At 64.6% G+C, this 21,569-nt stretch carries 22 protein-coding genes; 12 read left to right on the top strand and 10 right to left on the bottom strand.

Annotated elements, in window-relative coordinates:
- Positions 1–4 precede the first annotated feature (4 nt).
- Positions 5–520: a hypothetical protein gene (locus tag H290_RS0115410; RefSeq protein WP_028463238.1), complete on the top strand. Its 516-nt coding sequence runs from the start codon at positions 5–7 to the stop codon at positions 518–520.
- A gap of 48 nt (positions 521–568) precedes the next feature.
- A complete protein-coding gene (locus tag H290_RS0115405; RefSeq protein ID WP_020107715.1) occupies positions 569–1,198 on the top strand; it encodes a bifunctional 2-polyprenyl-6-hydroxyphenol methylase/3-demethylubiquinol 3-O-methyltransferase UbiG in 630 nt (209 codons plus the stop codon).
- Positions 1,199–1,207: 9 nt separating this feature from the next.
- Here the strand turns inward: H290_RS0115405 and H290_RS0115400 are convergent, their stop codons facing one another.
- Positions 1,208–2,524, bottom strand: coding sequence for a TerD family protein (locus tag H290_RS0115400; protein WP_020107714.1), 1,317 nt, complete (start codon positions 2,522–2,524; stop codon positions 1,208–1,210).
- A 57-nt stretch (positions 2,525–2,581) separates the two neighbouring features.
- Here H290_RS0115400 and H290_RS0115395 point away from each other — a divergent pair, with 57 nt between their 5' ends.
- On the top strand, positions 2,582–5,026 hold the full coding sequence (locus H290_RS0115395; protein WP_155976858.1) for a Tex family protein: 2,445 nt from the start codon (positions 2,582–2,584) through the stop codon (positions 5,024–5,026).
- A 14-nt stretch (positions 5,027–5,040) separates the two neighbouring features.
- On the opposite strand, the gene H290_RS0115390 is transcribed toward H290_RS0115395, so the two are convergent.
- Entirely contained in the window at positions 5,041–5,832 is a 792-nt protein-coding gene (locus H290_RS0115390; protein WP_020107712.1) for an MBL fold metallo-hydrolase, read from the bottom strand.
- Positions 5,833–5,872: 40 nt separating this feature from the next.
- On the opposite strand from H290_RS0115390, the gene H290_RS0115385 reads away from it, so the two are divergent.
- Both H290_RS0115385 and H290_RS0115380 read left to right on the top strand, forming a co-directional pair.
- A complete protein-coding gene (locus H290_RS0115385) occupies positions 5,873–7,834 on the top strand; it encodes a phage holin family protein (protein ID WP_020107711.1) in 1,962 nt (653 codons plus the stop codon).
- A gap of 1 nt (position 7,835) precedes the next feature.
- The gene (locus H290_RS0115380; RefSeq protein WP_020107710.1) at positions 7,836–9,002 is read left to right on the top strand and encodes an endonuclease/exonuclease/phosphatase family protein; all 1,167 of its coding nucleotides are present in this window, start codon (positions 7,836–7,838) and stop codon (positions 9,000–9,002) included.
- Positions 9,003–9,006: 4 nt separating this feature from the next.
- On the opposite strand, the gene H290_RS28680 is transcribed toward H290_RS0115380, so the two are convergent.
- Positions 9,007–9,765 carry a hypothetical protein gene (locus H290_RS28680; protein ID WP_020107709.1) on the bottom strand — a complete coding sequence of 253 codons (759 nt, stop codon included), beginning with the start codon at positions 9,763–9,765 and terminating at the stop codon, positions 9,007–9,009.
- A 209-nt stretch (positions 9,766–9,974) separates the two neighbouring features.
- On the opposite strand from H290_RS28680, the gene H290_RS0115370 reads away from it, so the two are divergent.
- Genes H290_RS0115370 through H290_RS0115360 form a run of 3 tightly spaced genes read left to right on the top strand, consistent with a single transcriptional unit; the run spans position 9,975 to position 11,206 of the window.
- Positions 9,975–10,325: a hypothetical protein gene (locus tag H290_RS0115370; protein WP_020107708.1), complete on the top strand. Its 351-nt coding sequence runs from the start codon at positions 9,975–9,977 to the stop codon at positions 10,323–10,325.
- A gap of 48 nt (positions 10,326–10,373) precedes the next feature.
- Positions 10,374–10,736 (top strand): helix-turn-helix transcriptional regulator, encoded by a 363-nt coding sequence (locus tag H290_RS0115365; RefSeq protein ID WP_020107707.1) that lies wholly within the window; start codon positions 10,374–10,376, stop codon positions 10,734–10,736.
- Positions 10,733–11,206 (top strand): SRPBCC family protein, encoded by a 474-nt coding sequence (locus H290_RS0115360; RefSeq protein WP_020107706.1) that lies wholly within the window; start codon positions 10,733–10,735, stop codon positions 11,204–11,206. The genes H290_RS0115365 and H290_RS0115360 overlap by 4 nt, the downstream gene beginning before the upstream one ends.
- A 5-nt stretch (positions 11,207–11,211) precedes the next feature.
- On the opposite strand, the gene H290_RS30220 is transcribed toward H290_RS0115360, so the two are convergent.
- Both H290_RS30220 and H290_RS0115350 read right to left on the bottom strand, forming a co-directional pair.
- Complete coding sequence (locus tag H290_RS30220; RefSeq protein WP_020107705.1) at positions 11,212–12,093, bottom strand: phosphotransferase family protein; 882 nt, start codon at positions 12,091–12,093, stop codon at positions 11,212–11,214.
- Between the two features lie 49 nt (positions 12,094–12,142).
- Positions 12,143–12,535 carry a hypothetical protein gene (locus tag H290_RS0115350; RefSeq protein ID WP_020107704.1) on the bottom strand — a complete coding sequence of 131 codons (393 nt, stop codon included), beginning with the start codon at positions 12,533–12,535 and terminating at the stop codon, positions 12,143–12,145.
- A 106-nt stretch (positions 12,536–12,641) separates the two neighbouring features.
- Between H290_RS0115350 and H290_RS0115345 the strand changes: the two genes are divergently transcribed.
- Positions 12,642–13,628, top strand: coding sequence for an LLM class F420-dependent oxidoreductase (locus H290_RS0115345; protein WP_020107703.1), 987 nt, complete (start codon positions 12,642–12,644; stop codon positions 13,626–13,628).
- A gap of 34 nt (positions 13,629–13,662) precedes the next feature.
- Here the strand turns inward: H290_RS0115345 and H290_RS0115340 are convergent, their stop codons facing one another.
- Positions 13,663–14,322: an SRPBCC family protein gene (locus tag H290_RS0115340; RefSeq protein WP_020107702.1), complete on the bottom strand. Its 660-nt coding sequence runs from the start codon at positions 14,320–14,322 to the stop codon at positions 13,663–13,665.
- Between the two features lie 101 nt (positions 14,323–14,423).
- Between H290_RS0115340 and H290_RS0115335 the strand changes: the two genes are divergently transcribed.
- Entirely contained in the window at positions 14,424–14,918 is a 495-nt protein-coding gene (locus tag H290_RS0115335) for a DsbA family protein (RefSeq protein WP_196809549.1), read from the top strand.
- A gap of 31 nt (positions 14,919–14,949) precedes the next feature.
- Here H290_RS0115335 and nhaA read toward each other — a convergent pair whose 3' ends face one another.
- A complete protein-coding gene (nhaA, locus tag H290_RS0115330; RefSeq protein ID WP_036519177.1) occupies positions 14,950–16,356 on the bottom strand; it encodes a Na+/H+ antiporter NhaA in 1,407 nt (468 codons plus the stop codon).
- Between the two features lie 104 nt (positions 16,357–16,460).
- Here nhaA and H290_RS0115325 point away from each other — a divergent pair, with 104 nt between their 5' ends.
- A complete protein-coding gene (locus tag H290_RS0115325) occupies positions 16,461–18,008 on the top strand; it encodes a carboxylesterase/lipase family protein (RefSeq protein WP_020107699.1) in 1,548 nt (515 codons plus the stop codon).
- Positions 18,009–18,056: 48 nt separating this feature from the next.
- On the opposite strand, the gene H290_RS0115320 is transcribed toward H290_RS0115325, so the two are convergent.
- The gene (locus H290_RS0115320; RefSeq protein WP_020107698.1) at positions 18,057–18,872 is read right to left on the bottom strand and encodes an HAD family hydrolase; all 816 of its coding nucleotides are present in this window, start codon (positions 18,870–18,872) and stop codon (positions 18,057–18,059) included.
- A gap of 78 nt (positions 18,873–18,950) precedes the next feature.
- Between H290_RS0115320 and H290_RS0115315 the strand changes: the two genes are divergently transcribed.
- On the top strand, positions 18,951–20,483 hold the full coding sequence (locus H290_RS0115315; RefSeq protein ID WP_020107697.1) for an ATP-dependent DNA ligase: 1,533 nt from the start codon (positions 18,951–18,953) through the stop codon (positions 20,481–20,483).
- Here H290_RS0115315 and H290_RS0115310 read toward each other — a convergent pair.
- Both H290_RS0115310 and H290_RS0115305 read right to left on the bottom strand, forming a co-directional pair.
- Entirely contained in the window at positions 20,474–21,112 is a 639-nt protein-coding gene (locus tag H290_RS0115310) for an FMN-dependent NADH-azoreductase (RefSeq protein ID WP_020107696.1), read from the bottom strand. The genes H290_RS0115315 and H290_RS0115310 overlap by 10 nt on opposite strands.
- A gap of 7 nt (positions 21,113–21,119) precedes the next feature.
- Positions 21,120–21,542, bottom strand: coding sequence for an SRPBCC domain-containing protein (locus H290_RS0115305; RefSeq protein ID WP_020107695.1), 423 nt, complete (start codon positions 21,540–21,542; stop codon positions 21,120–21,122).
- Between the last annotated feature and the right edge of the window lie 27 nt (positions 21,543–21,569).

Raw genomic sequence — 21,569 nt, 5'->3', positions numbered from 1 at the left:
CGCTATGCGTAGAGGCCTTCTTGTTGTGGTACTGATCGGCGTCTGGCTACTCGCCGGGGCTGTGCCGGCAACAGCAGCCGGTCCGACGTGGTCCGGCGACTACTCGTTGAAACGGTTTGCCGCCACCAAGTGGGGGTCGAGTTTGGCTGCAACGCAATGGGAACCGGATTTCGCCGATACCTACCGATTTGTGGTGAGCTGCGGCGGCCCCTGCACGGCGACCGTGGTGGACGGGCCGACCCCGGCCAATCCCACGCTGCCGCAGCCGCCGCGATACACCTGGGACGGAACCCGCTGGGTTCACGAGTACGACTGGCAATGGGACTGCTGGCAAGGCGAAGGAGTACCCAAAGTGTGGGCGCCGGCTCATTCCGTCGCCTACTACACACCGCAGATAGATGGCACGCTGACCGGTGTGTGGCGCACCGATATCGACAGCGGTCCGTGCCAGGGGACCGTCTTCATGAATGTTGCCGCATACCCGGTCGGACCGCCGCCGGGGACGTTCGGCAGCAGCTGACTAGTGTTGTAGGGAGTTCGAGCGCCGGCCTATCGGGGAGTTTCTGAAGTGAACAACGAAGTGCCGGGCGATCGTGTCCCCAGCAAGTGGGAAGAAATCACGGCTGCAGATCCGACCCATTCGGAGCGCTACGCGCAGCGTTTCCGGTCGATGGCGGCGAGCGGGCACGACATCGTCGGTGAGGCGCGGCTGATCGACGCCATGGTCGGCCGCGGCGCCCGCGTCCTGGATGCGGGTTGCGGACCGGGCCGCCTCGGCGGGCATCTGCACACGACCGGGCATGAGGTTGTCGGGGTCGATGTCGATCCGGTGCTCATCGCGGCGGCGGAAGCGGACTATCCGGGCCCGACGTGGGTTGTCGGCGATCTGGCCGAACTCGACCTGCCGGCCCAGGGGATCACCGCAGACTTCGATGTAATCGTGTGTGCGGGCAACGTCGTGACGTTCGTGGCACCGTCCACCCGGCGTGCGGTGATCGGCGGGTTCGCGCGACATCTGGCTCCGAATGGCCGGGTTGTCGTCGGCTTCGGTGCCGGTCGCGACTACGAGTTCTCCGACTTCCTCGCCGACGCGAACGCGAGTGGTTTGGTGGTCGATGTGTTGCTCTCGACCTGGGACCTACGTCCATTCACCGAGGACTCCGACTTCCTGGTGGCGGTGTTCTCGAAAGCGGAGTGACCGGCAACGCTATGTGGGGCACTTCCCGCTGTACTTGTTGAGCCCAAGCCCCTTGAAGGCCTTCTTGCTACGGCCTTTTGGCCCGTCGGCGGGCGAACGCACCCACTTGCTGTTCGAATCCAGTCCGGGCATCTTCTCGCTTCCGATCCGGCTGTAGCGGGTCTCGCCGTCGACCGTCAGAACACCGTCTTGGACGTCGATGTGTGCGACGGTCGCCCAGTACGAGTTCTTGCTGTTGCCGACATATACGAGGATCTCGTCGGCGTCCGCGTCGGGAAGACCACCTTTGCCGGGACGGCCGTAGCGAATGGCCACGCGGGGTCGACCGAACTTGTCGATGGCGCCGCCACCGTTGTCGACGCTTTGATAGATGTTGACGAGGAGGTCGCCGTTTTCGTTGGGGATGACCCGAACCTGTTCTGTAGCAGGCTTGTTGCCGTTACCCGGCCCTTTGCTGTCTCCGTAGTGGTGCATGAACGGCCACTCCTTCAGGTTTCCCTGATGGCCCTTGTCGCCGCTGATGACCTTGTAGTCGTTGGTGACTTCGTTCCGGCAGAAGAAATACACATCGAGGTCGCCTGTGCCGTACTTCTTGACGTTGCCGTTCCTGTCGTAGGTCGCGCCCCGGCCATCCCACTCGAGTCCGACTGTGAGCACCCAGCTGGTGTCTCCCTGGGCTTTTCGGAGGTCGATCGTCGCGATCTTGCTGGGGGAGTCCTTGGTGAGCGCGACCTTCACCTTGTCGAATGAAATCGTCGAAGGTGCTGTCGGCCGCTGCGGTTCTGCGGAGCCGGACACCACAGGCGGGACCACATCAACCGCTGTTGGTTGTTCGACTTCGCCGGGTGAATCGACCTCGATGCCGTGCTCGATGGCCAGGGCAGAGAGGCCCTGGCTGTATCCCTGTCCGATCGCATCGATCCGCCACCCTGGCCCGCGACGATAGAGCGCGACGACCTGAAGGACGGTCTCGGTGGTCAGGTTCGGAGGGGCGAAGCGAAACTGTTGTGAACTGCCGGCCACCTCGACCGAGAGCCCTTGAACCGCACCGAAATCGGTGTTCTGGGCCTCGGTGCTGGCCGTGAGGAGGACGCGGTGGACGTCACCTGGGATCGCTGCGAGATCGACAGAGATGCTGTCGTCCGACGTCAGTGCAACGCCGAGTGCGGTCGGGTTGTTGAAGAACACGAAGTCATCGTCCGTGCGCACTTTGCCGCTGTCGGCGAGCAATACCGCGGCAAGGTCGACCAGGCCGGATTTCCCGGGTGTGGAAATCCGGACGGTGTATCGATCGTCGACCAGATCTGTTCTCGAGCCCTTTGCCATTTCCCGCACAGTCAATCCCGTTCCGTGTGTCGCTGCCGGCCGTTCGTCGGCCTTGTCATGTTGGCACACCGCCGTCGGCCGCCGTCAGGTTGCTTCGGTAGGGTTCACGGGGTGATATCGAGCCCAGCTGTGAAGTCCGTGAACGCCCGTATTGCCGACGAACTGGCTGTTCGGGAAGAACAAGTGGCGGCAGCGGTGAAGCTGCTGGATGAGGGTTCGACGGTGCCGTTCATCGCCCGGTACCGCAAAGAGGCCACCGGCAGCCTCGATGACGCCCAGCTCCGTACCCTCGACGAACGTCTGCGCTACCTCCGTGAGCTCGACGAGCGGCGCAGCGCAGTCATCGCGTCCATCGAGGAACAGGGCAAGCTCACCGATGAGCTCAGGGCCGCGTTGAACGCTGCCGAGACCAAGTCGCGGGTCGAGGACATCTATCTGCCGTATAAGCCCAAGCGGCGGACCAAAGCCCAGATCGCCCGCGAGAACGGGCTGGCGCCGCTGGCCGAGCAACTTCTGGCCGATCCGTCGTTGGTGCCCGAAGAGGTCGCTGCCGGATTCGTCTCCGAGAACGTTGCCGACGCCGCAGCTGCCCTCGAAGGCGCACGCCACATCCTGATCGAACAGGTCTCCGAAGACGCTGAACTCGTCGGTGCCGTTCGCGAGAAGTTCTGGAACGAAGGTTCCCTGCGGACCACCGCCAAGTCGGAGGCCGTGGCGAATACCCCTGCGGCACAGAAGTTCCGCGACTACTTCGAGTACGGCGAACCTCTCGACAAGATGCCGTCGCATCGTGTCCTCGCTGTCATGCGCGGCGAGAAGGAAGAGGCGCTCTCCCTCACCCTCGACGGAGGTGAGGACGACGGCTACCAGGCGATGGCGGCCGCCGCCCTCGGCGTCGACGTGGCGAACTCCGGTCCGGCAACGCCGTGGCTCATCGGAACGGCCCGACTGGCGTGGCGCACCAAGCTCATGATCACCGCGATGGTCGACGCCCGCGTGCGGCTCCGTCGCGCCGCCGAAGAAGATGCGGTCGCTGTGTTCGCCCGCAACCTCGGTGACCTGCTCCTGGCCGCACCCGCCGGCGCGCGCACAACCCTGGGCCTCGACCCGGGCTTCCGGACCGGCGTGAAGGTCGCCGTGGTCGACGGCACCGGCAAGGTTCTCGACACCTGTGCGATCTTCCCGCACCAGCCGCAAAACCAATGGGACAAGTCCAAGGCCACACTGGCGGCGCTGGTCGCCCGGCACGGCATCGAGCTGATCGCGGTGGGCAACGGAACCGCCTCTCGCGAGACCGATGCGCTGGCCGGTGAGCTGATCACCGAGATCACGAAGGCCACCGGCAAGGCCCCCGCCAAGGCGATGGTGTCCGAGGCCGGCGCTTCGGTGTATTCGGCGTCCGAATACGCCTCACACGAACTGCCTGACATGGACGTCTCGTTGCGCGGCGCGGTGTCGATCGCCCGCCGGCTTCAAGACCCGCTGGCAGAACTGGTGAAGATCGAGCCGAAGTCGATCGGTGTCGGTCAGTACCAGCACGACGTGACGCCGGGCATCCTCGCCCGCAGCCTGAACGCCGTCGTCGAAGATGCCGTGAACGCGGTGGGCGTCGACCTCAACACCGCTTCGGTGCCGCTGCTCTCGCGGGTGTCCGGTGTGACCAACACATTGGCCGAGGCGATCGTCGCTCATCGGGATGCCACCGGACCGTTCCAGAGCCGCAAGGGCCTGCTGAAGGTTCCGCGTCTGGGGCCCAAGGCATTTGAGCAGTGCGCCGGCTTCCTCCGGATCCGTGAGGGGGACGACCCGCTGGATGCCTCGGGTGTACACCCGGAGGCGTACCCGGTGGTGCGAAAGATCCTCGATCGCGCGGGTGTCACCCTGGCCGAACTGATCGGCAACGAACGCACGCTGCGATCGCTGCGTCCGGCGGAATTCGCCGACGAACGTTTCGGCGTGCCGACGGTGACCGATATTCTCGCCGAACTCGAAAAGCCGGGTCGTGACCCGCGTCCCGCGTTCACCACCGCAACCTTTGCCGCCGGAGTCGAGAAAGTCGCCGACCTCAAGCCGGGCATGGTGCTCGAGGGTGTTGTCACCAACGTGGCCGCATTTGGGGCGTTCGTCGACGTGGGCGTTCACCAGGACGGCCTGGTCCACGTTTCCGCGATGGCCGACAAGTTCGTGTCCGACCCGCACGAAGTGGTCAAGTCCGGACAGGTTGTTCGCGTCAAGGTGATGGAGGTCGATGTCGACCGTCAGCGGATCGGTCTGTCGCTGCGTCTGAACGACGAGCCCGGTGCCGGTAAGTCCAAGCCGCAGCAGCGCGGCGGCAGCCAGGGTGGTGGCAATCAGGGCGGCGGCCAACGCCGCGGGCCGCGCCCCGATCAGCGTGGCAATGCCAAGCGCGACAACAACTCCGGACGGAAGTCTGCCACACCGGTCCCGGCGAACGGATCGCTCGCCCAGGCGCTGCGCGACGCGGGGTTCGGTAACAAGTAGTCGCGACCACGGTTCTACCAGCGGAGCGAGTCGCCGGGCTCCAATTCGGTTGCACGCAATCCGGTCTCGGTGGCGAGTCGTACGAACTCGCCGCCGGGTCCGAAGAACCTTTCGGGCCGGACTCTGCCCAAACCGATCGGCCACAGGGTGCCGAAATGGATGGGCACCACCCGGCGGGCCGACACGATCTCCGCAGCGCGCACGGCCCGTGCCGGATCCATGTGTCCCGCACCCAAAGTCGGCCCCCAACCCCCGACCGGGAGCAGAGCCAGGTCGATGTCGGTGACCCAGTCGGCCAGTGCCGGATAGAGGTCGGTGTCGCCGGCGAAGTATGTCCTCTGGTCGCCGGTGATCACGTATCCCAGCGCCGGAATGCGCCGTGGGCCCCGTCGCCACCGTCGGCCGTCGTGATCCGCGGGTACCGCCTGGATCGAGACCTCACCGATCGACACCGTGTCACCGGGTTGCACCTCGATCAGACGGTCGCCGACGTCGCGAAGAGCCGGGAGCGCATCGGGCGCACCCGCCGGGACCACGACCGGCACGTCCTCGGACAGCTGTCGCAGCGACGGTAGATGCGTGTGGTCGGCGTGCAGGTGGGAGAGCAGGACAACATCCGGATTGAGCACCGCGGGACCGGAGGGCACGGGACCCCGTCTGCGTCGCAGATGCGCGACCCGCGAGGTGAGTACCGGATCGGTCATCACAACCGTGCCGCGGTCCTCGATCACGGTGCTCGCGTGGCCGAGCCAGCGAAGTGATCGACCGATACGACCCACGTCGTCTGCACCCGATGTCGCACCCACACACACTACGATTCCAGAGATCAGGCGAAAGGGATGCTCTATGCGCACTACAGCTCGACTGATCGGTCTCATCATCGAGTTCGTAGTGTTGTGGCTGTCGTCCGCGGTGGCGATCCTGGTGCTCGACGCGGTATTCGACGGAATCACCCTGGATCCAGTGGACTACGGGATCCCGGCGTTGTCCCGGCTGCCGTCGGCGTTGCTGGTGGCGCTGGTTTTCGGACTGCTCAGCGCGGTGTTGTGGCCGTTGTTCGTCCGGTTGATGTCGTGGATCGGGCCGGCGCTGCTTTTCTTGCTCGTCTTCTTCGCCGGCGGCGCGATCATGTTGCTGACACTGCACATCGTCCCGGTGGCGTCGGTCGACAAGCTGTGGGATGCAGTACTGATGGCGATGCTCCTGTCGTTGTTCACGTCGTTTGTCGGCGGGGCGATCGCGTCTCGCTCGAACACCGCCTATCGATTGATGCAGGTGCGCCGTCAGCGGCTGAAGCGCAATCACGAGCCCGTCGCCGATACCCCCGGATTGCTGTGTATTCAGATCGACGGTCTGGGCCACGATGTTCTGCGCCGTGCGATCGCGGACGGTGTCACTCCCGGGCTGGCCGCGTTGGTGCGTGAGAGCCACACGTTGATCCCGTGGCACACGGACTGGAGCAGTCAGACCGGGGCGAGCCAGCTCGGCATCTTGCACGGGTCGAACCACAACGTGCCCGCGTTTCGCTGGTACGACAAGAACACCGGCAAGGTCGCGGTCTTCAGCAATCCGCGAGACAACGAGGATCGCGAGATCGAACGTGCCGACCTGACGGCACTTTTGGCCGTCGACGGTGCCAGCCGCGGCAACCTGTTCACCGGTGGCGCGGAGGACAACGTCCTCGTCGTCAGCCGGATGCACGGCGCCCGTCTGGGTGGTGGTTCGGGATATTCGTCGTATTTCCTTGATCTTTCGAGTGCGCTGCGCACAGTGATCCGGATGGTGGCCGAGGTGAACCGGGAGTTGCGCCAGGCGTGGCACCAGCGTCGCGCCGACATTCGGCCCCGAGTACACCGCGGCGGAAGCTATCCGCTGGTGCGGGCGTTCACCACGGTGCTGGCCACGGATGTCACTGTGGCGGCTGTTGTCCGCGACCTCATCCAGGGTCGGAGCATCATCTACGCCGACCTCATCGGCTACGACGAGGTGTCGCATCACTCGGGGATTTCCCGCCCCGAGACATTGAAGGTGCTGACGAAGATCGACGAAGAGATCCAGCTCCTCCTTGCGGTTGTCGCGCAGGCCGATCGGCCGTACCACGTTGCGATCCTGTCGGATCACGGCCAAAGTCAGGGCGCGACGTTCCTGCAGCGCTACGGAATGGACCTGCAACAGTTTGTCTTGCGCCTGTGTGGGGAAGCAGCACCCAGCGCGTCGCTCGGCAAGCACACCGGTGCCGAGGGAGCCGACTATGCGGCGGCAAGCGTGCGCTCACCGAAAAGCTCGGAGTCACCGACGCCAGACGAGGGGTTGCCGGTGGTACTCGGCTCGGGCAATCTCGGCTTGATCAGCTTTCCCCGGATTCCCGGACGTGCGGATGTAGACACGATCGAGGCCGCCCACCCGGGTCTCCTCGACGGGCTGCGCTCCCATCCCGGCGTCGGATTCCTGCTTGTCTCCCGGTCATCCGGCGGATCGGTTGTCCTGGGTGCCGGCGGCACCGTGGATGTCGCCACAGGCACCGTCGAGGGCATCGACCCGTTGCTGCACTTCGGACCCGACGCGCTCGAAAAGATCCGCCGGACTGACGCATTCGACAACGTTGCCGACATCATGGTGGGTGGCGCGTATTGGCCGGAGACCGATGAGGTTGCCGCGTTCGAAGAGCAGGTGGGCTCACACGGTGGGATGGGCGGTCCTCAGAGCACGCCATTCCTGCTGTGGCCGAGCGTCTTACCGCCGCCGCCGGATCATCTGCACGGCGCCGAAGCCGTCCATCGCGTGCTGGCCGGCTGGCGGGATCTGTGACATGACGATGTCGGTCGACGGGAACGTGCATGTGGTGGCGGAATGTCCGCCGGCGATCGGTGCGGCCCTGCCCGCGCTGGCCGAACCGGCGCAGGTTCGGACTGTAATCGACCGTGTCGGAACACAATTGCGCAATAACGGCCTCTACGTCATCGGGGGCTGCGGAGTCGGTGCAGTGTTAGGTGCGACGACGGGTCTCGGCGTGGCCCGGGGAGCGTTGGTCGGGACGACCACGGGGGCGGTGTTCGCGATACGGGCAGTTCGAGTCCGGCTGCGCCCGCAAGTCGTGGCAGTGGGGGCAGGCTCGGTGCCGGCAGTCACTCCGGTCGCGACGGAAACGTTGCGCGTGATGGAGTTCAACGTGCACGGCGGCATGGGCGGACCGGGGAAGTACTTTGCCACGCCCGCCAAACTCGATCTGCTGGCCGAGACGATCAGGCAGGAACGGCCCGACATCGTGCTGCTCCAGGAGCTCGACAACTGTGCAGTGCGGTCGAACTTCGTCGACACATTGCGCCGGCTCGTGAAGCGGCTACAACCCACCGGCGCCGTGATGACCCCGGCGATCGAAAAGGTCAACGGCCGGCGTGAGGGCACCGGGGTGATGACCTTCAATGGCGCCACGATCACCGCTGCCCGAGGTCTGCGAATCGGAGATGCACTCGGCGACAACACCGCTCGACGGTTCCGGGCGACCGCTGATGCCTGGGCCGGTGTGGTGGGCGGCAAGCTGGGACGGACGTGGCTGCCGTTCGGGGGTATGAAGGAGTATCAGCCGCGCGTGGCAACCGACGCGATGGTGCATACTGCCGGCGGCAATCACGTCCGGGTGCTGTCCGGGCACTTCAGTCCGCCGCAACACGGGATCGACGAACCGAAACGTCAGATCGAACCGGTGGTCGCAACTATCGGAACCTGGCAGGGGCCAACGATATTCGGTGCCGACTTCAACATCCGCGACGGCTCGCCGGAGTTCGTCAGGGAGCACGAGGTATATGCCGCCGCCGGATTGAGCGAAGCCACCGCAGGGGCACCGCCGGGCAGTGATCGCGTGTACACGTCGACCCACTTCACGGCGGCGAATCCACAGAAGTTGGTCCTCCCGCAGGGAGCGGTCCGGGCCAGCGACCACTATCCCGTTGTTGTGGATCTGACCCTTCGCCAGTGACAGATCAACCGGTTGCGCCTGGGAGCACCGATTGGGACAGGTTGACCCAGTAGGTGGCATGCGCTTCTCCGACTGCGCGTGCGGAATCGATATCGCCGGTGGTCGCCAATTCCGTGGCGGCCGCTTCGGCGGTTTCGGTCGCACCCAGCAGCAACCATTCGGGGGCCTGGAAGACCACCGCCGACCCCGCATTGATTCCCTCGACGGCGGCGACCTGCGAGTCGGTGGTGGCGATGGCAGTAGATGGCGGGTTCGGCGTGATCGGCGCGTTGAGGGCATCGAGAATCCGGGTGCGCCCGGTGTCGAGATCCTGCCCACCCGCAGTCTTCATTGCTTCGACCACGGCGACAGCGAGCGCGTTCTGTGCGCGGGGGAGCACCTTTATCAGGTCGTTCACGATGATCCCCGTCGTAGCCGCGTATGCGGGATGGGTCACCGAATGGGCTGCGACACCGAACGAGGTCGGAACCGAACCCGTCGCGCCGTACGCGGAGACAAAGACTCCGGGGGATTGGACGGCCGCAATCGGGACGGTGGTCGCGAACTGTAGGAAGTACGGACAGATGATGCTGCAATACAGGAACTGGTTCGAAATCACGGTCAGCGGTATCTCGCCGGTGATCACTGCCGCGGGTCGGACCTCGTGCGATACCGACGGGAGGGATCGGTCGGTATCTGGCGCCGCGATGCCTCCGAACGTGACTGCGCCGACGGCTGCGAGCGTCGCGGCGAGACTTGTGAATGCGCGAACTGTCGTGTGCATGTCCGACCCCCAGATGGATTGACGGCAGATGCTGGACTGCACTGAAATTTACTCTCGTGGCAGAGCGCTCACCTCGTATCGCAAGTATCCGGAGAGGGCGAGAATTGCGTCGGCGATTCTTGGGCCTTCCGATTGCATCCGTCGATGGTCGCAGTCCGATAGCGTGGATCCCGAAACTCCAACGCCACGATGTGAAAGAGGGTCAAAGGATGGACGTCACCGATTCCACCCTGGAAGTGCTCTCAGACAAGCACCTGGCCCTGGCGCATGACGACGCTCATGGACGAAGTGCCGACATGCTTGTGCACGACGGGCCACTGAGGCAGACCCTCGTGGCAATGGTCTCGGGTTCTGAACTCCGGGAACATAACTCACCTCCTGCTGCCAGTCTGTTGATCCTTCGTGGTTCTGTCAGGGTGGTTGCTGCGCAAGAGGATGTTGTCCTGAAATCAGGGGAATTCCGTGGGCTGCCTCATCACCGGCACAGCGTCACCGCGCTCGAAGATTCCGTCTTCATTCTGACCACGGTCACCGGGACCGGCGAACCGTCCCGCCGGTGACCAATACTGAGCCCTTGCGCTAAGTATGGAGATTTGATACTTTTCCTTATGGCTCAGTATCAACAGGAATTGAACAGCGTGTTCCAAGCCCTGGCCGACCCGACCCGCCGGGCGGTGCTGGGCCGACTGGGCCAGGGGCCGGCGAGTATCAGCGAGCTCGCCGAACCGTTCGACATGGCGTTGCCGTCGTTCATGAAGCACATTCGTCTGCTCGAAGCGAGTGGATGGATTCGTACGAACAAAGCGGGGCGAGTGCGAACCTGCGCGATCGAGAAAGAGCAGTTCGCGGTCGCCGAAAGCTGGTTGGCGGAGCAACGCGCGGTCTGGGAAGGCCGCACCGACAGGCTCGAACAATTTGTCACGTCCGACCACCACAACACGTCTGATAACAACAAGGAGACTGGATCATGACCACCACCGATACCGACCTCGACCTCACGGTGTCCCGAATCATCAAGGCACCGCGTGACGTCGTGTGGTCTGCCTGGGCCGACCCCGCGAAGTTCGAGCAATGGTGGGTGCCGTCGCCCACGACATGCAAGGTCGTACAGATGGATTTGCGCCCGGGTGGCGCGTTCGAGACGGAGATGAGTGAGGACGGCGGCGACTTCGGTCCGCAAATCAACGGCTGCTTTCTCGCTGTCGACAACCTCGAACGCATCGTGTTCACCACCGCCCTGGTCGCCGGGTGGCGGCCGGCGCGCGAACCGTTCATCACCGCGGTCATCACGTTCGCCGATCATCCAGAGGGCACCGAGTATGTCGCCACCGCGATGCACAAGGACGGCGCGGAACGAGATAGGCACATCGACCTGGGTTTCCACGACGGGTGGGGAACAGTTACCCGCCAGCTCGCAGAACTTGTCGAGCGAGGAGCCTGACGGATTCATCCAATGAATGTGTGCCGGAAGGTTCTGTGCGCGTTGGCCAAATAACGCTCCCGGGCCGGGTCTTCCGCGATGGCGTAGGCGAAGTCCTCGATCCACTTGCACCTCGCCAAGAATGCGGCGCGCTCGAGAAGGCCGGGTTCGGCGACCTCGGCGCCACGTGCCACCGCGGTTGCAGCGTCGGGTCCGAGGTCGCGGTAGATCAACGCGATATCGCGAGCCGGGTCCGTCAGTGCGGCATCGGTCCAGTCGATGATGCCGATCAAGGCTCCTGATGTCGGGTCGATAAGGAGGTGCTCTGCGCCGAGGTCGTTGTGGCACAGAGTGTTAGAGGTGACATTCGCCGGCGGAGGTGTGGCGAGGAACCGTCGGATGTGAGCACGTTGGTCCGCCGGAAGGCTGGGCTCGATCCGGGTCGCGGTGGCTGTCGCCTCGACGAGCCAATATTCGATCCGATGGTGGTCGTGGGGGAGATCGACTTCGTCGGACAGGCGGTGCAATGTGCGGACGAGCTTGCCGAGATCGCGTGTCATCACCATCGGATCATGGCGCGGGGCAAGAAGGTACGGCAGTCCCGGCAACTTTCGGTAGATGACCACGCCGGAGAGTTCGTCGACGGCGAGGAACTTCGGTACCGCTACGTCGAGTTCGGGATGCAGACGTTCGAGAAGTCTGAACTCGGTCGCCACGGCGACTGACCGATGGGGCTGCGCTTGCACATTGACGCGGACGATGAACTCGTCGGCGACGTCGACCACCAGATTCTCGTCGCCACGCGAGCGAACCCGAAAACGGGCGTCGGTGGCCCACAAGCGATGCTCAGTGCACAGCCTGCTGACGAGGAGAGCGATCTCTCCGGCTGGCGTGGCATTGGACATCATCCATTCAAATTTAGCGCTTCATTCGTCGACTTCGATGTGAGCGGGCCATTCAATCGAGAACACTGCGCGGCCCGAGAACCTGCGCACCGAGTGCTGTCACACGATTCTGCAACTCACGGTCGGCGGTGACGACCGTACAGAGGTGATCTATCTGGGCTGCAACAAGTTCGACGATCTGATCGTCGCCGGAACCAGGGGCGTTCACCACTTCGACGGTCGGTGACGACTCGATCCCGCGGGCTTGCCCCTCGACCACGAGAATGACGTGGGGTTTCTCCCCATCGACAAGTTCGCGCTCGGAAAGGTGTGCGAGGTTGTCGCGGAGTCGCTCGGTCGCACCTTTGCGATCGCGCCACCACCCGTCAGGTTTGGACCCGACCACATTTGCTGCATCGATCACGATGATTGATCGATGTTCCGCGTCTTCGTGGTTGTTCGGCATCCGACCATTGTGGGCGCATGTCAGTGGGCGCATGTGATCTCCGCGCACATTTGAACCTCGGGAGTGCCAGGAGCGCCGGATCGTGTTTGCTGGTTAGGATCGGGGGATGCGATTCGGATTGTTTGTTCCCCAGGGTTGGCGTTTGGATCTGGTCGGTATCGACCCTGCAGAGCAGTGGGCGGTGATGCGCGATCTGGCTGTTCGCGCCGACCAGGGTGACTGGGATTCGCTGTGGGTCTACGACCACTTCCATACCGTTCCGGCTCCCACCGACGAGGCGACGCACGAGGCCTGGACGCTGATGGCGGCCCTGGCCGCATCGACATCCCGGATCCGCCTCGGCCAGATGTGCACCGCGATGAGCTACCGCAACCCGGCATACCTCGCCAAAGTGGCAGCCACCACCGACCTCATCTCCGGAGGCCGGGTCGAAATGGGCATCGGCGGCGGTTGGTACGAACATGAATGGCGCGCCTACGGCTATGGATTCCCTTCAGCCGGAGAGCGTTTGGGCCGCCTCGACGAGGGCGTCCAGATCATGAAGCAGGCCTGGACCACCGGGTCGTCCACGTTCGACGGCAAGCACTATCAGGTCGACGGTGCCATATGTCGCCCACTTCCGTTGCAGGACGGCGGCATTCCGCTGTGGATCGCCGGTGGTGGCGAGAAGGTGACGCTCAAGATTGCCGCGAAGTACGCGCAATACACCAACTTCGACGGCACACCGGAGGGGTTCGAGCAGAAGTCTGCCCTCCTGCGTAAGCATTGCGACAACGTCGGAACGGACTTCGACGCCATCGTGCGTTCGTCGAACTACAACATCGCAATCGGCAAGACCGAAGCCGAAGTGGAGCAGCGGCTGGCCACATTGGTCGAACGTCAGACGCCGTACGTTGGCCGGGAGAAGGCCGAAGCCTCGCTCGGTGCGTTCCGGGACATGCCGGGTGTGGGCACGCCGGAACAGATCATCGAGAAACTCGGCGCCCTCAAGGATCAGGGCATGTCGTACGGCATCTGCTACTTCCCGGAAGCCGCTTACGACTTGTCGGGGATCGAACTGTTCGAGAAGGAAGTGGTTCCCGCGCTCCGATAGCCCGCGCTTCGATAACCCCGGGGGCCGACAGCCGCTAGGCCTCGGGGACTTCGGTTCCGAGATAGAAAGCAGTGGTGCGCATCTCGGACGCGCGCGCGAGTTCCTCCGGAGTTCCCGCGCCGATCGAGGCGTCGGCCCAGCGGCGGCTGCTGTCGGACATGAACGTCTGGGCCTGGTCGGTCTGCGCCCAGGCGGTGTCCTGAGCAGGTGCAGCGCCGCTGTTGGCGACGTGATGTGCCAGACCGAGGAGGCCGAGATCCCAACCGATGCCGACGGCGCCCGGGCCGAACGCCTGCCACCGACCGGGATCGACGTCGGCGCTGTGTTCAAGGACCAGCCGTGAGCTGTTGGAGCTCAATGCTTCGAGGTGAACGGACAGTTCGCTGACCTCGCCGCCGAACTCCCAGGAGACGGAGAACCCGGTCGGTGCGTCGCAGGTCTTGATGGTGCCGCCCGCGTTGCCCTCGATCTGGTAGGTGCCACCGAGGCGCAGGTCTCCGTTGACCGGGGCAAACCATCGCACCAAACGCTCCGGACTGGTGCAGGCATCCCACAGATCGTCGATGCCGGTGGCGTAGTCCTGGCGCAACGCCGCGACTGTCCTGACGGTCGATCCGTTGTCGCTGATGGTGACCGTCCGCGTCACGGCGTCGATCTGTCCCTGCGCGGTGGTGGCGAGGTCCGTGTCCGTCATGTCTGCTCCTCAGGGGTTGGTGCGATCGTGTCCATTGTCCGATGCGACGGTTGTCGTCGACAAAGGAGGTCGGCCGGGAGAATTTTTGTGAGAATGGCCTGGTGACCGACTTCCATCCCGACCGGCACCGCTACGGAGACGCAGCCGCGCCGGTCCGCATCGTCGAATACGGCGACTTCCAATGCCCGGGCTGCAAGATGCTGGCACCCGTCCTCAAGGAGTTGGTCGACGAGTCCGGCGGCCGGATCTGCCTGGTGTTCCGGCATTTTCCGGTCTTCGAGGTGCATCCCTTCGCGCTCACGGCAGCACTCGCGGCCGAAGCCTCCGGCTCCCGGTTCTGGGAAATGCACGAACAGCTCTTCGCCCATCAGGACAATCTCGACGACGAGAGTCTCGCCGAGTGCGCACGTCGCGCCGGTGTGGTCGGTGCGGTGACGGGTCTCGAGGCGCAGCAATACAAGGCGGGTGTCTCGGCCGACTACACGCTCGGAATCGAAGAAGGAGTCCGCGCGACACCTGGACTGTTCATCAACGGCTCCCGGTACGAGGGGACGTTCGCGCTCAAGGCCTTACGTGAGGCCACAGCCGATCGCTGATCGGATACGGCCCCGGGGAGCGGGGCGGGTGTCAGCGTCCGGTGGGATCGAGCCACGGGCCGTCGGGAAGACTCGGCGGATTGTCGATGTCGTCGACGCTGCACAGCGGAAGTCGCTCCCCGAGATAGCGGAGGAGTAGCGAGCCGAGGATCGCCGCGATCGCCGAGCCGGCCAGGACTCCGATCTTGGCGTCTTGCCGGAGTCCGGGGTCGGTGAAGGCGAGATCGGTGATGAACAGCGAGATCGTGAACCCGATCCCGGCCAGTACCGCGCCACCGATCAGGTGCCCGTAGCGGACCTGACCGGGTAGCCGCCCCAAACCCAACTTGAGTGCGAACCCGGCCGCCACCGAGATGCCGATCCCGTTGCCCACCACCAGCGCCACGATGATGCCGATGGTCACCGACGACGAGGCGGCCGCGGACAGTGCATCTGCGTTGAGAAGCACACCGGCGTTCGCCAGACCGAACAACGGCACGACAACCAATGCACTCACCGGGTGCAGTGCGTCTTGCAGTCGTTCATTGGCCGGAACGGTGGCGCGCACCGCCGTCGCGGCGAGTCTGGCTCGCCGGGCATCGGCCCGTTGCATTACCAGTCGTCCGTAGACCCTGACCCGGATCTGCTGTTCGGGTTCGACGGCCGCAGTCGGGATGAGCACCCCCAACAGGACGCCGGCCAACGTGGGATGAAGCCCGGACTCGTACACCGCCGCCCACAACACGAGACCGACCAGGATGTACGGACGCAGCCTCCACACTCCGGCCCACCGCATCACGGCCAATACCGCGACCGCAACGACCACCACGGCCAATGCGGTGAACGAGACGTCGTCGGTGTAGAACACCGCCAGCACCGTGATGGCACCGATGTCGTCGACGATGGCGAGCGTGAGTAGGAAGAGCCGGATCTGGTCGGGACAGCGCGGACCGAACAGCGCCAATATTCCGAGCAGGAAGGCGGTATCGGTGGAGATCGGGATGCCCCATCCGGCCGCCTCCGGACCGGTGGGCTGGAAAGCGAGGTAGATCAGCGCCGGCAGGATCAGGCCGCCGAGGGCGCCGAGCACCGGGATGACGACGGTGCTGCGATCACGTAGATCGCCGACGGACACCTCCCGGCTGATCTCCAAGCCCACGACCAGGAAGAAGATCGCCATGGCGGCGTCGTTGATGATGTGCTGCAGATCCATTTCGGTGGACCAGCTTCCGACCTGCAGGACCACCTCGGTGTGCCAGAACGAGAAGTAGCTGCCGTCGGGCAGATTCGCCCACACCAGTGCGATGACGGTGGCCGCGAGCAGAAGCCCCGCGCTGCCCGATTCTTTGGAGAGGAACTCCGTGGTGCGGGGGGAGATCGGACGCCTCGACGACCTGAGCCGGGTCGTGGGACCCGGACCAACCGGTAGTGCCGTTGTCGCACGGTTGTCGCTGGGCATGATGGACATTGTGCGCCAGCCCGCTGCTTTGCACCGGCTATCCCCTCCGAAATCACCTACTGTGGCCAGAGCGCGCAACCCAACGCCGGGCGGAGTACTCAGAGATGACCGATGATCCCACCGTGGTCGAGACCAGGAATGGTCCGGTTCGCGGACTCGACGACGGAATCACCAAGTCGTGGCGCGGAATCCGTTACGCCGCACCGCCGGTAGGTGAATTGCGGTGGCGTGCGCCCATCCCTCCACAACCGTGGACGGATGTTGCTGATGCGACGGTGTTCGGCCCAGTGGCACCGCAACCGGGTAACCCGGTGATCCGGCTCGGCCCGGACGTCGTCCAGGACGAGGACTGCCTGAGCCTCAATATCTGGTCCGCGTCGACCGTTGAGCACGGCGATCGGCGGCCGGTGATGGTGTGGCTTCATGGCGGTGCCTATGTGTTCGGTTCATCCAGTCAGCCGCTGTACGACGGCCGGGCCCTGGTCTCCGACGGCGACGTGGTGCTGGTCGCCGTCAACTATCGGCTAGGTGCCCTGGGATTTCTGGACCTGTCCTCATGCAGTACCGATCAACGCAGGTTCGACTCGAACCTGGCGCTGCGCGACATCATCCTGGCGCTGGACTGGGTGCGTGACAACATCGAGGCGTTTGGTGGCGACCCTGATCGGGTGACGCTGTTCGGAGAATCGGCCGGCGGCTCGTTGGTCACGACGTTGCTCACCATTCCGTCCGCGGGTGGGCTCTTTGCCAGGGCGATCGCTCAGAGTTCACCGGCGACGTCGGTGTACGACAGCGCCCGCGCGGCTCGGGTGGCGGGGATGTTTCTGGAGAAGGTCGGGATCGCGGCCGCCGATGTCGCAGCGCTGGCGAATCTGGAGGTGGACAAGATTGTCGCCGCCGGCCAGGCATTGTTCAGCGAGGTACCCGCCACGTCACCCGGAACACTGGCCTTCGCGCCGACGGTTGATCGTGATCTGCTGCCGGACTATCCGCTGGAGACCTATCGCGCGGGGAAGTCGCATCCGGTACCGCTGATCATCGGCACCAACAAAGATGAAGCGTCCCTGTTCAAGTGGATGAAGTCGCCGCTGATGCCGATCACCCCGGCCGCGATCCGGTCGATGTTCGCCGAGATCGCCAGTGAGCAGCCGGAGTTGAATCTGCCGAGCGAGGCCGAGATCGGATCGGCCTATACCGGTATGAAACTCAAGGCCGCCGGCCTCGCCGTGGCGCGAGACATCGGTTTTCGGATGCCGACGTTGTGGCTGGCCGACGGGCACAGCGCGGTCGCACCGGTGTACCTCTACCGATTCGACTGGGCGACACCGATGTTGCGTGCACTGCGGGTCGGTGCCACCCACGCGGCCGAATTGCCTTACGTGTGGGGCAATCTGGTGGTCGGCAGCAAAGACATCACTTTCAAGCTGGGTGGTATGAAAGTGGGCAAGGCGCTCTCTGCCCGCATGCAGAACCGCTGGATCGCGTTTGCCGTCGACGGACATCCGCAGGGACTGCCCGGCGATCCGGAGTGGCTGCCCTACGAGAGCGGCAGGCGCTCGACGCTGGTCTTCGATCGCCAGGATTCGGCTGTCGATGACCTCGACAAAGAATTGCGCGAGGCCTGGGGCAACGACGTCCTGAATTTTCGCTAGCGTGCAATGCGGCCGTCTCCGCGGTGGTCCCGGCTGCCGGCTATTTCGTCAGCTGAGCGCGACCAGTGATTCGAGGTAGGTGGCGACGCCGTGGTGGTCGTTGCTGGGCAGGATCGTGTCGGCGACCGCCAGGGTGTCGGCGGCGGCATTCGCCGGACACAATGCATGCCCGGCCCACAGCAGCATGGGCAGATCATTGATGGCGTCGCCACACGCGGCGACCTCGGACGGATCGATACCCCACTGCGTGCACAACCGCGACAACCCGCTGGCCTTCGAGACCCCGTCCGCCGCCATCTCCAGATACGGGGCACCGGAATGGGTTGGCGTCACTTGCGGCATGCCCGCGGCCGCAACCGTGCGGAACAGATTCTCACTCGTCACCTCGGGGTGCCGGGCCACGATCTTCACGATCGGTTCGGTGTCGAGTACCGAGGAATCCGACAGCTCCATGGTTGCCGGATCGCGGTGATGGTCGGTGAACTCGCACAGCGCTGCGTAGTCGGGATCGGCGACGAACCGCGTGGGACCGACGGCGGCAAACACCGTTCCCGGGACCAGCGCACGAACCCGCGACATCGCGTCGTATGCGATGCTTGCCGGAAATGGGTGTACGTCAATGACTTTCGGTGTTCCGTCGGCGAGATCGAGGAGGACGGCCCCGTTGGCGGCCACGGCGAACCCTCGAAAGCCGCAGGACGCGGCGAGGGTGTGAACGGAGTGCTGGGCACGGGCGGTCGCCCACACCACAACGATGCCCGCGTCGGCTGCCGCGGCCATCGCTGTCGCGGTCCTCGCGCTCACTGCCCGGTCGGAGTTGAGAAGGGTTCCGTCGAGGTCGGTTGCCACCAGGCGAATGCTCACTCGTACATGATGCCAATACCGCTGATCAGGTCCAGTGACACCGGACCTGATGTCGGTGGCGATCGCTACGGTGGGTAGGTGTTGTTCGCAGAGGTGGTGTCCACGAGTGCAGCTGTGGCCGGCACGCGGTCGCGGAAATCCAAGTCCGCTGCACTTGCTGCACTGATCGAGGCATGTGCGCCTGACGAGGTCCCGATTGTGGTGGCGTGGTTGTCGGGCGAGGTGCCGCAGGGACGTCTGGGCATCGGATGGCGGACGCTGGTCGATGCGCGGCCAGAACCTTCCGCTACCGCGTCCTGGACCGTCGCCGACGTGAATCAGCTCCTCGCTGAGCTGGCGGTGACGTCCGGGGCCGGATCGGTGGCCCGCCGTAAAGAGCTGTTGACGCGACTGATGTCCGGCGCCACCGATGACGAGCAGACCTTCCTCATCCGACTGCTCACCGGCGACATGAGGCAGGGCGCCGGCGAAGGCGTGATGACCGACGCCATCGCGGTCGCAGCGGGCTTGCCCGTCGATGTGGTGCGGCGGGCCTTCATGCTGTCCGGTGAATTGCCGGTGACCGCTGCTGCCGCGATCAGCGGTGGTGCGGCGGCGCTGCAGGAGTTCGCGCTGCAGGTCGGTCGTCCGATCCGGCCGATGCTGGCGTCACCGGCGACCTCACTCGCCGACGCCCACACAGCGCTCGGTGGTGCGGTTAGTGTCGAATACAAACTCGATGGCGCGCGAATTCAAGTGCACCGCAAGGGCGAAGACGTGTCCATCTACACCCGCACTCTCAACGACATCACCGATCGCGTGCCGGAGCTGGTCGCACTGATTCGCGAATTGCCGTGCGAATCAGTGGTTCTCGACGGTGAAACGCTGGCGCTCAACGACTCCGGTCGTCCGCGTCCGTTTCAGGAGACGATGAGCCGTTTCGGTGCCACGTCCAAGCGCGAACTCCTGTTGCAGCCCTACTTCTTCGATTGCCTGCACCTCGACGGTGCCGACCTGCTCGACGAGCCGTTGTCCGGTCGTCTCGAGGCGTTGGACCGCGTTGCGTCCCGGCATCGCATCCCGTCGTTGGTCGCACCAGATCTCGAAGCGACCGAGATGCACCTCGAGGCCGCGTTGTCTGCGGGGCACGAGGGGATCATGATCAAGTCCCTCGACTCGGTCTATGCCGCCGGTCGCCGTGGAAAGACCTGGCAGAAGGTCAAGCCGGAACACACCCTTGACCTCGTGGTGCTCGGCGCCGAATGGGGCTACGGCCGGCGCACCGGATTCCTGTCCAATCTGCATCTCGGTGCGAGAGATCCGGACGGTGGCGACGCGATCATGGTCGGCAAGACGTTCAAGGGCTTGACCGACGAGTTATTGCGTTGGCAGACAGATGAATTCCCGAAACATGAACGGGACCGTGACGACCACACCGTGTATCTGGAGCCCGATCTGGTCGTCGAGATCGAACTCGATGGAGTGCAGGTCAGCTCCCGCTATCCGGGTGGGGTGGCACTGCGATTCGCCAGAGTGCTCCGCTACCGGCCCGACAAAACCGCGGCGCAGGCCGATTCCATCGATGCGGTCCGATCGCTGCTGCCCGGCGCGGGGTCGACCGATCAGATGTGACGCGCGAGTTCGACCACCCTGTCCCGGGCATCGGCAGCAGAGGCGGTGGACTGCTCGGTGAACGGATCCAGCGCCGGGATCCGTCCGACGAGGGTCAGATCTGAGGTCACCACATCAACTTTCATTCCCAGAGCCGCGCCGAGGACCTGAACGAGTGGGGGAACGGTGTGGTCGAGCCCCTCGTCCTTCGAACCGGGCCCGTAGGTCAGGCCACGTGAGGAGATGACCACCACCGGAATCCCGGCAAAAGGCTGGTCTGGAGTGTCGTACGGTGCGGTGGTTCCGAGCACGTGGATGTGATCGATCCAGGCCTTGAGCGTCGACGGGATGGACCAGTTGTACATGGGCGCGCCGATGACAACGGCATCCGCCGCCGCAACCTCGGCGATCAGTTCCGCCTGCAGTGCTTCTGCTGCGGGATCCGGGGCTTCGACATCGACCCGGAGTCGCGGCGCGTAATGCAGTCCGGCATCGGAGATGTGCGGCACCGGATCAGCATGCAGATCCCGATACGTCACCGTCCGGTCTTCGCCGACCGCGAGCCACGTGGTGGCGAAGAGTCGGGTCAGTTCGCGCGAGACCGATGTCTTCGGGTTGGCGGATGAATCGATGTGCAACAGGGTGGGCATGGCCGGCCTACAGCTCTGCGGCCAGGTTGGCCAGGCGGGGTAGGACTTCGTCGCGCCAACCGGGCCCCATGCGCTCGTAGGCCGCGGCCATGCGCGCATCGTCGAGATCGAATCCGGAATGCTCGAGGAAGAGTCGGGTGCCGTCGCCTTCTGCCGACAACGTCCAGGTGAGTGTCCAGTTCGTGGTGAACGTGTAGACGAGGCGCGAAGGTTCTGCGACCTCGAGGACGCGGCAGGGCTGCCGGCCGAAACCCGGCATGTCCACGGTGAACTCGTGATCTACGACCGGGCGGATGTCGCCCTGCGCCCACCACTGTTCGACCAGCTCCGGCTCGGTCAGCGTTCTCCAGACATTCGCCGGGTCGGTGGCGATGAATTGGTCGACGGAGATCACCGCGTCCCGGTCAGTGGACAAGGGCGAGTCGGTCATTCGAGCTCCTCTGCGATGTGGGCGATG

This window comes from Nocardia sp. 348MFTsu5.1 (assembly GCF_000383535.1).
Lineage (GTDB): Bacteria > Actinomycetota > Actinomycetes > Mycobacteriales > Mycobacteriaceae > Williamsia > Williamsia faeni.
This window is presented reverse-complemented; position numbering and strand designations above follow the sequence as displayed.